The 12714-nt window shown below is 41.6% G+C and carries 13 protein-coding genes; 6 read left to right on the forward strand and 7 right to left on the reverse strand.

Going from position 1 to position 12714, the window contains the following annotated elements:
* Window positions 1–211: 211 nt before the first annotated feature.
* The gene (locus AC2SLP_RS03495; protein ID WP_486535245.1) at window positions 212–916 is read right to left on the reverse strand and encodes a pseudouridine synthase; all 705 of its coding nucleotides are present in this window, start codon (window positions 914–916) and stop codon (window positions 212–214) included.
* A 104-nt stretch (window positions 917–1020) separates the two neighbouring features.
* Here AC2SLP_RS03495 and AC2SLP_RS03500 point away from each other — a divergent pair, with 104 nt between their 5' ends.
* The 5 genes from AC2SLP_RS03500 to AC2SLP_RS03520 all read left to right on the forward strand — a co-directional run bounded on the left by AC2SLP_RS03500 (window position 1021) and on the right by AC2SLP_RS03520 (window position 5516).
* Window positions 1021–1614, forward strand: coding sequence for a YigZ family protein (locus tag AC2SLP_RS03500; protein ID WP_486535246.1), 594 nt, complete (start codon window positions 1021–1023; stop codon window positions 1612–1614).
* A gap of 236 nt (window positions 1615–1850) precedes the next feature.
* Window positions 1851–2429 (forward strand): hypothetical protein, encoded by a 579-nt coding sequence (locus tag AC2SLP_RS03505; protein WP_486535247.1) that lies wholly within the window; start codon window positions 1851–1853, stop codon window positions 2427–2429.
* Window positions 2430–2599: 170 nt separating this feature from the next.
* The gene (locus tag AC2SLP_RS03510) at window positions 2600–3670 is read left to right on the forward strand and encodes a YheT family hydrolase (protein ID WP_486535248.1); all 1071 of its coding nucleotides are present in this window, start codon (window positions 2600–2602) and stop codon (window positions 3668–3670) included.
* A gap of 44 nt (window positions 3671–3714) precedes the next feature.
* Window positions 3715–4824, forward strand: coding sequence for a YheT family hydrolase (locus AC2SLP_RS03515; protein ID WP_486535249.1), 1110 nt, complete (start codon window positions 3715–3717; stop codon window positions 4822–4824).
* Between the two features lie 149 nt (window positions 4825–4973).
* Window positions 4974–5516, forward strand: coding sequence for an acyl-CoA thioesterase (locus AC2SLP_RS03520; protein WP_486535250.1), 543 nt, complete (start codon window positions 4974–4976; stop codon window positions 5514–5516).
* A gap of 255 nt (window positions 5517–5771) precedes the next feature.
* On the opposite strand, the gene AC2SLP_RS03525 is transcribed toward AC2SLP_RS03520, so the two are convergent.
* The 3 genes from AC2SLP_RS03525 to ppc all read right to left on the reverse strand — a co-directional run bounded on the left by AC2SLP_RS03525 (window position 5772) and on the right by ppc (window position 10436).
* Window positions 5772–5960, reverse strand: coding sequence for a hypothetical protein (locus AC2SLP_RS03525; protein ID WP_486535251.1), 189 nt, complete (start codon window positions 5958–5960; stop codon window positions 5772–5774).
* Between the two features lie 95 nt (window positions 5961–6055).
* Complete coding sequence (locus tag AC2SLP_RS03530) at window positions 6056–7219, reverse strand: Kelch repeat-containing protein (protein ID WP_486535252.1); 1164 nt, start codon at window positions 7217–7219, stop codon at window positions 6056–6058.
* 379 nt (window positions 7220–7598) lie between these two features.
* Window positions 7599–10436 carry a phosphoenolpyruvate carboxylase gene (gene ppc, locus AC2SLP_RS03535; RefSeq protein WP_486535253.1) on the reverse strand — a complete coding sequence of 946 codons (2838 nt, stop codon included), beginning with the start codon at window positions 10434–10436 and terminating at the stop codon, window positions 7599–7601.
* A 286-nt stretch (window positions 10437–10722) separates the two neighbouring features.
* Between ppc and AC2SLP_RS03540 the strand changes: the two genes are divergently transcribed.
* On the forward strand, window positions 10723–11073 hold the full coding sequence (locus tag AC2SLP_RS03540) for a hypothetical protein (protein ID WP_486535254.1): 351 nt from the start codon (window positions 10723–10725) through the stop codon (window positions 11071–11073).
* Between the two features lie 81 nt (window positions 11074–11154).
* On the opposite strand, the gene AC2SLP_RS03545 is transcribed toward AC2SLP_RS03540, so the two are convergent.
* The 3 genes from AC2SLP_RS03545 to AC2SLP_RS03555 form a co-directional block, all read right to left on the reverse strand.
* On the reverse strand, window positions 11155–11283 hold the full coding sequence (locus tag AC2SLP_RS03545) for a hypothetical protein (protein ID WP_486535255.1): 129 nt from the start codon (window positions 11281–11283) through the stop codon (window positions 11155–11157).
* A gap of 228 nt (window positions 11284–11511) precedes the next feature.
* Window positions 11512–11838, reverse strand: coding sequence for a transposase (locus AC2SLP_RS03550; RefSeq protein WP_486535256.1), 327 nt, complete (start codon window positions 11836–11838; stop codon window positions 11512–11514).
* 37 nt (window positions 11839–11875) lie between these two features.
* Window positions 11876–12514, reverse strand: coding sequence for an IS110 family transposase (locus AC2SLP_RS03555; RefSeq protein WP_486535257.1), 639 nt, complete (start codon window positions 12512–12514; stop codon window positions 11876–11878).
* Window positions 12515–12714: the final 200 nt, after the last annotated feature.

Consider the following 12714-nt stretch of genomic DNA (forward strand, 5'->3'; position numbering starts at 1 on the left):
GAATTAAAAATAATATAAGTATCGATATAATATCGTATATGTTTTGCACAGATGACTCAATTCGTTACTTTTTGTTAGACGCATTTTGAATCAATACAGCATTCTTATTCTAAATACGATATCAGATAAAAGGACGCTTAACGCGTCCAGTATATTTATTTCATTAAAAGTCATTAACCTTATAAGTCATTATTCCTAAAAGCTATTAAGCTTAAAAACTATTAACCTCTTCTTCGGTTAAGAAACGGCTCTCACCTTTTTCCAGACCCTCAAGCGTCACATCACCAATGCTGGCACGATGCAGCGCAACAACCTTATTGCCAAAATAACCCATCATACGTTTTACTTGATGATATTTGCCTTCGGTAAGCGTTAAGCGTGCATGAGTATCATCAATAAACTTAAGCTTAGCAGGCTTAGTTGGCTCATAATCACCATCTAGCAAGATACCTTGTGCTACTTTTTTGACCGCATGGGCTTGTTCTTCTTCACTCATCGGGTCAGCGAGCGTCATCTCATATACTTTGGCATGTTGATGACGAGGGCTGGTCACGCGGTGTAACCAACCACCATCATCACTTAAAATTAGTGCGCCCGTGGTATCGACATCCAAACGCCCAGCGATACGTAAGCTACTGAGCTCAGGCACGGCGATAAGCTCGGTCACAATCGGATACTCTTTTGGCTTTAAAGTACACTCGAAACCCTCTGGCTTATACAGTAAGACGTAGCGGCTGCCGGTTGCGACAGACAATGGCTCACCCAGCCACATGACCTCGTCATTGAGCACATCGACATGAACACTGCCATCTTTTACGACCTCGTCATTGACCGTGATTTCACTGGCATGAAGTGATTTTTTGGCTTCTTTACGCGACAGTTCGGTCGCTTTGCTTATAAATTTGTCTAAACGCATTTATGGTATCCTCTAAGTTGTAACTAATATTGTCTTGAATTAGGGTGTGCTAATAAGATGTAATAAGGGTTACCAGTTTATCATACCTAATAAAACCAAATACTATGAGCTATCAAACCTTAGCCCAACCGGTAACGGCTAGACTTGAAATTAAAAAGTCGGAATTTATTACTTATGCTTATCCCGTACACAGTCGTGAAAAGGCAATGTTTCACGTGGAACAGCTGCGTGAGAAATATCCTGACGCTCGCCACCACTGCTGGGCGTATATTATTGGTGACCCAGATAACACCACCAGTGCAGGCTTCGATGATGACGGTGAGCCCGGTGGTACGGCAGGTCGCCCTATCTTAAATGTGCTACAACACAAAAGCATCGGTAACGTGATTGTGATTGTGGTGCGCTACTTTGGTGGTATCAAGCTCGGTGCAGGTGGATTGACACGAGCTTATGCAGGCTCGGCTCAAGCAGCTGTCGATGAGATGACGCTCACCCCTTATGTACCTATGACACAAGTGATTATTAAAGCGGATTTTGCTAATGAGTCACAGGTACGCTATGTGGTAGAAGATATGGGGGGTGAGGTTATTAGCGTTGACTACAGCAGAGCAGTCACACTGTCAGTGCGATTGGCTGAGTCAGCTATAGCGAAACTGGAAGATAGGCTGAGCATATATGGGCAAATTATCTCAGCCTAACCTAAACAACGACTGATAAATCTTGACAAAACAGAATAACCCTTATAGGTTGAGTAACAGAACCTAGTATATCAAATACGTTGATGTATTTTTGTAGGTAGGATAGAAGATGACGTCCACACGGTCTCAACTGAAAATACCGCCACAAATAAAAAGACAAACTTTTGATTTTGAAGCTTTTTAATCCCCTATAAAGGTTATAGATTCTCATTATTTTTTAAATTTCGGAGTAAACAATGAAATCGTCCCATTTATTATATATGGCGATTATTTCTACTATGAGTTTGGCAAGCTGTCAAACCTCAAAGAACCTATTAAACGGTTTTGCAGGAGGTAATATGAGTGTTGCTCAACTGCCTGAAACCAGTTCAAGTAGAATTCAGTTTGTTATTAATGATTGGTATGGCATGTTTATAGGGTCACCCAACTCTGCAAAGAATAAGGTTGATGGCAAAAGCCAAGGGGTGGTTGCCACTAGACATATTAACCCACTTTTTAGTAAAGAGGACAAACAAAAAATTGGTTCAAGCGATTTAGGTATGCTAAAACCAAACGCTAATGGTAAAAATAAACCAGTGAGTGTGATCGAACGATTTGTTAACCCTAATGAACAGATCCATATCAAATACTCAATGGGTAATAACAACGGTAATACTCAGACAAATTGTAATGTGAGCGGTCAGTTTACCCCTCATGCAAACACTGATTATCGTATTACTGGTGGTTCAAGCAATGAAAGGTGCTACATCCTTTTAGAAAAATTCATAAAAGGTGATGATGGTCAAACTCATCTTACCTCTATTAAATTCGATTAAACCTATAAGGTTAATGTATTTTCCGATAAATTACTTATTAGTCTGATATATCCAAAAGTTATTTCAGGTACACGGAATAGTGTAGATGTGCCTTATTTAGTAAAGAGATATAATTAGAGGTGTTTTGATGTGCAATCAAACCTAAACCAATCAAAAATTTAATATTTATTATGATAAGTTCTCATAAATCCTTTAAAAGAAATTTTAATCAACCCCTATTCAACCCGCCTATATGGTTAAGAAACCCGCATTTACAGACCATATTGCCTAAATTTATTATGCCTGAGTCGCCGCCTTATCGACGCGAATTAATATTTGATTCGCTGGACGAAAGTAAGGTTGCCTATGATTTTTGGGACGGCGCAGACGTTTATAAAGGACAGGCTAAGGATAAAGATGCTCGAGACAGAGAACTTGCTAAAAAAGAACCTAATATCGACTCAAATACAAACCTATCAGATAGGATAAACACGCCTTTGGTGGTGCTGTTCCACGGTATGGAAGGTAGTAGCCAAAGCCACTATGCCCGAACACTGGCTCATTACGTGCATAATCAAGGTTGGCATTTTGTCGTAGTACATACTCGAAGTTGTGGCGGCGTGGCTGTAAAAGGAGAGCGTCTTTATAGTGCAGGCGATACCCCAGAGGTGCATCATTCCTTGCAACAATTGGCAGCGCGTTACACAACCATCTATTGTGTGGGCGTTTCACTTGGTGGTAATACGCTTGCTAAATATATGGGTGAATATGGCGATCAAGCCCTATGCCAAGCGGCCGCCATTTTTTCAGCGCCCTTGGATTTATCCTCTGCTACCACCGCTATGGAGAATTTTTTTGGTCGTAAAATTTATACCCCTTATTTGCTCAACCCTATCGCAACCAAAGCACTTCAATTAACGCTAAGCGAGGCGCAAATACAAGCGATTAAGACCAGTCGTAATATTGGTGAATTTGATAGCGTGTTTACCGCACCCTGCTATGGCTATCGTTCAGAAAATGATTATTATCACCAAGCATCCGCTATGCCGTATTTGCATCAAATCACCAAACCGACACTGATTGTGATTGCCAAAGATGATCCCTTTTTAGGAGTGCTACCTTCTCAAGGGGACGTATCAGAACACGTGGCACTATATACTCCTGAGTATGGTGGACATATTGGTTTTTTGCGTTGGAAGAATAAGCAACTTGATGCCAATTGGGCGCCTGAAACCGCCTTGCGCTTTTTTAGATCGGTTTAGGAACAATACCCAGTCATATGTACACTTTCAATAGGTTTAATACCATGCAAAAAACAGAACCTTCTCAAGAAACAGGCGCATCAAACACGCCATCGAAACCGTTTAACGCTACTAAGTTTAACCCTACTCCCTTTAACCCTCCCTTTTGGCTTAGCAATCCGCATCTGCAAACCATATTACCTAAGTTTTTTGCGCCAAAAACACCTCCTTATAGACGAGAGGTTAAACGCGACTCGTTAGATGAGAGCGATGTCGCATACGACTTTTACGATGCACATCTTGTCACTATTAACAATCTTGACACCACTAATAGGGAAAACAATAGCAATGCACAACGTGAAGACACACCGCTTGTCGTGCTGTTTCACGGTATGGAAGGCAGTAGCGACAGTCATTATGCACGGGCGCTTGCCCATCATATACATAATGAAGGTTGGCACTTTGTGGTGGCACACTTTAGAAGCTGTGGCGGTATTCCTGCTAGCGGCCGCGTATTTTATAATGCAGGCGATACCAGCGAGGTGCATCATATGCTGCAAACGCTTGAACCGCACTATAAGACCATCTATGGTGTTGGGGTGTCGCTTGGCGGTAATGCCCTAGCAAAATACATGGGAGAATACGGTGATGATGCCATCTGTCAGGCGGCAGCGGTTGTTTCAGCGCCCGTTGATATGTCATCAGCAGCCATGAATATGCGCCGCTTTTTGGGACAAAAGATTTATACGCCCTATTTGCTTAATCCCATTATCAAAAAAGCCCTTGCTAATGAGATAAGTGATAAAGAAATTGCGGCAATCAAAGATGTGGAACATATCAGCGACTTTGACCATATCTTTACCGCGCCAAGGCATGGGTATCGCTCCAATAACGATTATTATCGACGTGCCTCAGCCCTTCCCTACCTACTAGATGTAACGCAGCCACTTTTACTTATTAGTGCCAAAGACGACCCCTTTATCGGCTTTACTGCCACGCCGCAAGATGTCTCACCAGCGGTGACGCTTATTGATACTGAGCATGGGGGTCATATCGGCTATCTGCGTTATCGCTCTGAGCTAAAAAAGTTTGATATCAATTGGCTACCAGAAACCATTAGCGCTTATTTTAAGTCTGTTGGTATCGATAAGAGTGAAGGTTTAGGGTCTGTATAGAGTAATTGTTAGGGGTATGTCTACTTTTTTTATGCCCAGTTATATTCTTATTACATTATTAATGACGGCTTAGACACGTCTAATACTTTGAAAGTCTATCCAAAATAAGCATAATCGGAACTTTAACCCTGTTGCGAAATGGAATTCTTATGTATCCTTTTTATCGTTATACCAAAACTATTATTAAAGCGATTGCCGCTACTAAAAAAAGTGAGACCATTGATCTTGAAGACACGGCAGAGATTCAGATTCGGTGTAGTCTCACCGATATTGATAACTTTATTGAGATGAATAATGGGCGGGTGCTCACGTTATACGATTTTGGTCGTACTGACTTTGCTATTCGCTCTGGACTGGGTAAAAAGTTACTTGAAAAACGGTGGGGTTTGGTGGTTGCAGGTAGCACCATTCAATATCGCAAACGTATTCGTCCGTTTGATCTGGTCACGATTAAGACGCACATTGCTGCTATTGATGAGCGCTGGGTCTATATGGAACAATCTATGTGGGTGAAGGGTAAACCGTGCTCAACCGCTTTATTGCGTACTGGTGTGACCAAGGGCGGAAAGGTGATAGAAACTCAAGAGATCTTAGACGCGCTGGGTCAATCTGATTTAAAATTGCCTGCAACGGGATATGTGGCGGAATGGATTGAGAGTGAAAAGGATAGACCGTGGCCGCCTAAAGGTTAGGGTAATTAAACTATATTTCAGTGGGTTATAATCAAACATACTTTATAGTATGCAGAATGTGTAGCGTGTGATTTAGCAAGGTGAAACCCACGGTTCAGGATCTATAAGTTTATCCTTGGGTTTGACCTTGCTATTCATTGACTTTTTATAAGATACCTAAATAGGTTACTGTTAAATATACCCTTACAAGCAAGTCGTAACTTGCTATTTTTTAGGTTAATATTTAGCTAAATAAACTTCTGACACATCTATACCTCAAACTATCACCACCTCACAAGCCCTACTCTCAACTTTTGACAATTTATGACATAAGTTTTGTTGTAATAGCTCTAACGTATCGTCAGACAACTTTCCTTCAATAATGACCTTAATACAGTCGTCACTAGTTTTATAACCTACTTTAATATCCTCAATAAACAATATCGTATCGTAAGTGTCTGTCATATCCAACTTCATATCGATAGTTTCATGAGCAATTGGCGGTATTAATAATCGATGGTAATTGTCTAAATTAGGAGGTTTGTTATTCTTCTCCTAAATTATTTGAGTATATTCTTTAATTTACTTATTAATACGTGCATTAAAACCTTTATCTTGTTTTTTTTATCCATATTTAAATAGTCATCGAGCTGTTTGTATTCCCAAAGGCTCAGCTCATCATTATCTTGACGTTTTACATAAAAGCGTTGCCATCTTTTATCACGATGAGTGATATTTTTCCAAATCAATGTGTTTAGGTTTAACTCCCAAGTATCAATATTGTCCAGCAAGGGTGAAACATCATTAGTGATTACCTGTCCACCCGTTACCACAATACGATTGTTTTTTAACAAAGCGCAATGTTTATGAACCCAGCCCATGCTGTTACGTGTTGCCAGTTGTTCCATTTTAAAACTCTGGGCATTCAATTTATAAACTGGTGTATGACCGTGTTGACGCTTATTAAGATACCCAATTGAGCCAATAATAATAATGTGCTCCCCCTCTTGATCATTGATTAGCGTAGCGCTATGAAAGTCGGTAGGCGGAAAATTGGACTTGGGGTAACTGTAGACATTAATCGTACCATTCGGATGAACCACTGTCACATCGTTATAAATACAAAAATCGGGATCATAGAAATCTTCATACTCGCCACCAATATAGACGATACGTCCATCACTGAGCACCGTTTTACTTTGTCCCATACGCTGAAAGCACCATATGGCGGGTGTATTTTGTTTATCTTTATACGTATTGTTTTGGGAGGCTTCATTAAAGTCTAGGTCAATAATATTCTGCTTAATATCCCATGCAGATAAGTTGTGTTTGATAACCCATGTATAAAAAGGATTACTAATATCCGTGGGATTAGCACTACCAAACAATTGATGTTTATACGTTTGATAAGCCCTTAAGAATTTCTCTAACGCATCCGCATTAGTAGGATTTAAAAAGACTTGTATATCGCCATAAATGCGTCGTTGCTTGGTATGCCTTTCCTGCAATGTTATAGATGAAGGCGGTACTTTATAGGGAGACTTTGGACAAATATAGGGTGACAGTACAAAGTTTGAGGTACTAATATTGAAAAGATAGGGGTTCAATTTACTAGCGATTGTAGAATATGTTAATTGTCGATAAGGGCGAAAAGAAGAGCGGATAGTTAAAAAAGGAGTCAGTAAAGATAATGAACGGTTTAATTGATAAAAGGTATGAGTCATATTAAGCTGTCGTAGCATGACGACAGGCAGGGAGTCAGATAAATGATTAAAACAAAAAATGTAATATGATTTTCATCAAGATAAAATCAATATACACTATTATCTTAGCAGATAGCATGTGTAAAAACGATAATTATTAAAAACATAACATTCTCAAATCACGCAAGGCACTATAACCATCAGCTTGATATGGTCAATCTAATTTAAAATGGTTATATCATTTACCTTGCTTGAGTTATCACTTATATAACTGCGCTTGATTGCTTTATAACAGAATTAAATTATCTACAAATCCCACCCCAACCCTCCCTTTAAAAAGGGAGGGAGCTAAGCGTTAACTCTCCTTTTGAAAAAAGGCAGGGTGCTAAATCTCAAAAGCCTACCCCGTATTACGCAGCCCCGCCGCCAATGCATTGATACTGCGAATCAGTGGGTCTTCTACCGCAAGCTCGTCTTTAGATTCATCAGATTCCCCCGCTTGACGCAACCGTTTTAACAGCTCAATTTGAATATAGTTCATCGGGTCAAGGTAGGCATTGCGCCACTCAAGCGTGGATGCCAAGTCCTGTTGACTGGCAAGCAAGGAGTCCTGTTGCAGCAGCGAGTTTAAACCATCGTGGGTTAGGGTATGCTCATCAATGACTGCACTCATTATCTTGTCACGCAGCTGCTCATCATCGCAAAGTTGACTATACGCCTGTGCAATGCTCATTTCAGATTTAGAAAACGCCATTTCGATATTGCTAATAAATGACTTAAAAAACGGCCAATCTGTATTCATCTCCCTCATCAAGTCTTCATCTGCTTTGACTGCAGCAAGCGCACTGCCGACACCGTACCAAGCAGGTAGGGTAAAGCGAGCGAGTGACCAACCAAACACCCAAGGAATTGCTCGAATCGTTGATTTGCTCGGTAAGCCTTTTTTACGATGGGCAGGGCGTGAGCCAATATTTAAAAGCGAAATCTCTTGTACGGGCGTGGCCTGTGAGTAAAATTGATAAAAGCCCTCGGTGTTATCCGTCAGTTTGCGGTAGCTCGCTTCACCTGCCTCTGCTAAACGGCTAAATAGCGCCTCATAATCGGGCAAGGCTTTGGGCTGCTCAACAAAACGCGACGAGCTGGCTTTGATAGCGCCAGTGATACCCATCGTCAGCTCATAGACAGCGGTATCGGTGTTGGCGTATTTGGCATAGAGCACCTCGCCTTGTTCGGTGATTTTTATCTCACCATCAAGCGTGCCTGCAGGCTGCGCCGCTATCGCCTGATGCGTCGACCCACCACCACGGCTAACTGAACCACCACGCCCATGGAACAGACGGGTTTTGATACCGTATTTTTCGGCTATCGCTTTGATGGTCTGCTGGGCGCTATACAATTGCCACGCTGAGGTGATAATGCCACCATCTTTGGACGAATCCGAATAACCCAGCATAATCTCCTGCATGTCACCACTGGCTTTGAGCAAGTTGCGATAGTATTTATTATCTAACAGCGCAGGCAAGATTTTATCGATGTTTTTAAGGTCGTTAATGGTCTCAAACAACGGCGCAACTGGTAGCGCTGCAAACGCTTGACCGCTCTCGTCTACACCTGATAATCCTGCAAAACGCATTAGCAGCAGCACTTCTAACAATTGGCTGGCGTTGTTGGTCATCGATATCACATAGCTGCCAAATGCCCCCTCACCTGCCAGCTTGCGTAGCTTGGCAATAGAGTTCATCAAGGCGAGCTGCTCACGGGTTTTATCGCTGAGCGACTCGGCAAAAATGAGCGGTGTGCCGTCATGTTCCAGCAGCTTAGTTAGCCACTCTAAACGCTCGCTTTCACTTAAAGCCGTATAGTCTGGCAAATTGGTCGCGTGCGCAAAAATACGGGCAATAACTTCACCGTGATAGCCCGAATCTTGACGGATATCCAAAGCCGCCAAATGGAAACCACAGGTCTTGACCAAGCGAATCATATCACGCAGTAGACCGTTTGCTTGCGCCTTGTCGTGCGCCTTAACGCTTTGACGTATAATACGCAAATCTTCCAATAAGTCCTGCGGATTGGCATAAGCATCGAGCTTGGCAATACCGTCCTCACCTTTACTTTGTATCAAGCGATTGGTCGCCTCTATCTTGGCAAGAATAATCGACAACAAACGGCGATACGGCTCGTGATTGTAGTCATCAGGATTGTAGATGAATATTTCCTCATCGAGCTCGGCATACGCCTTAATTTTTGCATACACCGCTGGCGCAATCTCGACAATGGTATCGCTATGAATCAACTGCCGACGCAGTTTTTTAAGCAGCACTCGATAATGACGCAGCACGGTATCGGCATGCATCAAAATCGACAGCTCAGTGGTCTCATGAGTGACAAACGGGTTGCCATCTCTATCGCCCCCAATCCACGAGCCAAAGTTTAAAAAGTCAGGAATCGGGTAGTCTGCCAACTCAGGATACACCTCACCGATAGCATTGGTGATATTGCGATACACTTGCGGAATTGCCTCAAACAAACTGGCATTGAAATAATGCAAGCCATTATTAATCTCATCAAACACCAAGGGCTTACGCGTTCGCACTTCATCTGATGACCATAATAAATCAATGGTTTGTGCCGTTTGTTGTTTGGCTTGCGCAAAGGCGGTGCTGTCCTCAGGCAAAGTATTTAAATCATGACTGTGACTATACAGCGTTTGCAACATATTCATGGTAGTACGGCGACGTGCTTCGGTCGGATGCGCCGTAAACACCGGGATGTATTTTAGATTATCAATCAACTCTTTAATTTGCTCGGGGGCAACATGACGCTCACGGCACTCAAGTAAAGTGCGCTTAAACGAGCCTTCCCACTTCTGATTCGACTGCTCTCGCAACAGGTTTCTTTGCTGACGCAGGTAGTTCTCTTCGGTAAGATTTGCCAAAAAGAAGTAGATTGAGAATGCCCGAATAACCACTTTTAAAGTTTGGTTGTCCAACGAGGCAATCAGGTCAATCAGCTGCTGTTTTTTTTCTGGATTGGGGTCACGGCGCTCAGCAATAAAGCCTTTGCGGAGGGTTTCGATGGTTTGTACTGTATCCTCGCCAACTTGACGAGTGATGGTATCGCCCAATAGGGTGCCAAGCAAGCGTACACGGTCACGCAGTAAGGTGTTTTGCGAGGAGGAAGATGGCGTAGTAAGCGATGAAGACGGTGTTGGGGCGGGCGTTATCGGGACTGCAGGCATAGTGATTTCCTTATCTGATTATTGTGGACTAAAGCATGGCGCTGAGCTATAGCGTCTATGACTCTAAATTACCACAATCAACGAAAGGAGGTGTAGGGGGCTTTTGCAACAGTATATAAACGTGGCGCTTATAGCTGGTTGTGTTGCTAATGGTATTTCTTGTCTCTGCAAAGCTTGGTGTAGCTAGCTATGTTGAAACGACTCTGATTTGAAATGATATCCCATACTGTACACTTCTCGAAATAATGATAAGTTATTGTGATAGAAAACCACAAATTGAAGACCTATGTATATCCCTAGAAAGCTCGAATATCGGAAAGAAAATAATGAAGGAGAGATGGTATCGGAAACAATTAAGGATACTCAATTGTTAGAAACTGCTCAGTCTCAACCTGTTGTTGTGCTTGCAGAATCAGGGATGAGAAAGACTTCATTGATGGAGAGAATTAAAAATATATCTTCTGATGAAATAGAGTTTTTAACTGCATCAGAATTGGTAAAAAAATCAATTAAAAGACTCGATGTTGACGCTGGTAAAGTTTTACTAATTGATGCATTTGATGAGATTTCTTCTGCGACAGACAATAGTGGTATTGTATTGATGAATAATATGAAGAGGGTATTAATGTTTTTGTGATGGACTTATCAATTTGAACCAAATTTCAAAATTTCTCGTAGCCCTCAGAATCCAAAAAATATAAATAGCTTACTATAATCTTTATTTAAACCAGCCACTTATACAGTCAGATCTACACGCCATAAACAGAACTCGCCAAATCTGTTTTTTTACCTCACCGCCTACATCTATACCCGCATCAGTCACAACAAACTCACCATCTTTTTTCAAATACTCTCATTTAAAATTTAACATCTTTGATGCTAGGCGCTAACGCTTCCTTGAAGGTGTGGTTTAGCCCCGATTGCAGCGGATATACTGCTTAGCTTATCGAGTTGCAGTGGCTTGCTTTGGGGCGGCGCACGAAGTAAGCGACGCGCCAACGCCTAGCCACTGCCTCGATGCGCTAGGCAGATAGCAGCGTAAAGATACCATCTTATATGTCAACTCAAATTACTATCAAATAGCAACTTGAGGTTTGTATTTGCTTTGGTGCTTTATCACACCATAGCAAATCTGTAATAACTTTCTCATACCTGCAATCAAAGCCACTTTTTTGCATTTTCCTCTCTTCAGCAGTCGCTCATATAGTTGCTTAACATCAGGATTGCAACTAATTGCAGATAAAGCACACATAAACAACTTCGATCGTAGGTTGCCATCCCCTTTTTTACTAATACGGCTTTTTCCTTTAAAGATTCCTGACTGTATATGTATAGGGGTTAATCCAACAAATGAGGCACATTGCGAAGCATCCTTAAAATCCTTAGATAGGAGTAGCGACAATACATTCGGTGCGACTGTCTTACCTATGCTTGGAATGCTAACTAGGTTGATAGCCTAACTTTAAGTCAGGATGATTACCTATGTGTTTATCTATTTTGGCTTGGATGATATCTATTTGTTCGTTATAAGTGTCTATCACTTGTTTTATAGACTGGGCGATATCGTTGTCATAGCTTTTTCTAGATTCAACTTTTTCTAGACGGTTGCTTTCTCGCTTTTTATCAGCCTTGAGCGTGTCTAAACGGTCTAGCAGATACTTGAGCTTTCTCACGTGCTCAGGTTCTGGCTGCCATGCTTTAGGGTGCCTTGTATAGGCGTATTGCGCGAGTACGTACGCGTCTTGTTTGTCGGTTTTGTGATGACTGCCGATGGCACCTGCAAATTGTTTGGCATATGCCGGATTAATAACGGATACTGTGTAGCCTTTACTGTGTAGATCATAGGCTAGGTTCTCATAGTATATGCCTGTGGCTTCCATGATGATAAGACATTCATCCGGTTTCTTGTTTGTGCTTTGCTTAGCTAGCCATTTGGTAAAGATTGCAAAGCCTTTTTCGTCATTAGTAAAGGTTTTGCTGTGGGCTTTGTTTTTAACTTTTTTACCTTCTTGGTTTAGCCATGTTGCGTCAAATTTAGCTTTGGATATGTCAATTCCAACGTATACTTGATAGGTCATTTCTTTGCATTTCCCTTGTGAATACAGTGTCTCTTAGTTTTATTTTCTAAGGCACTTTGATACCATTCAATCTAAAGAAATACAGGTAGAGGGCTTTATCTTTGCGTCGAGCTCTTTGGCTATAGCGGGATCACTAGCTCACTCTACCTGCTACCATAGCTAAGGTTAACACTTATCTATGGCTTTTTTAACATACAAGC

This window comes from Psychrobacter sp. CX21 (assembly GCF_057396255.1).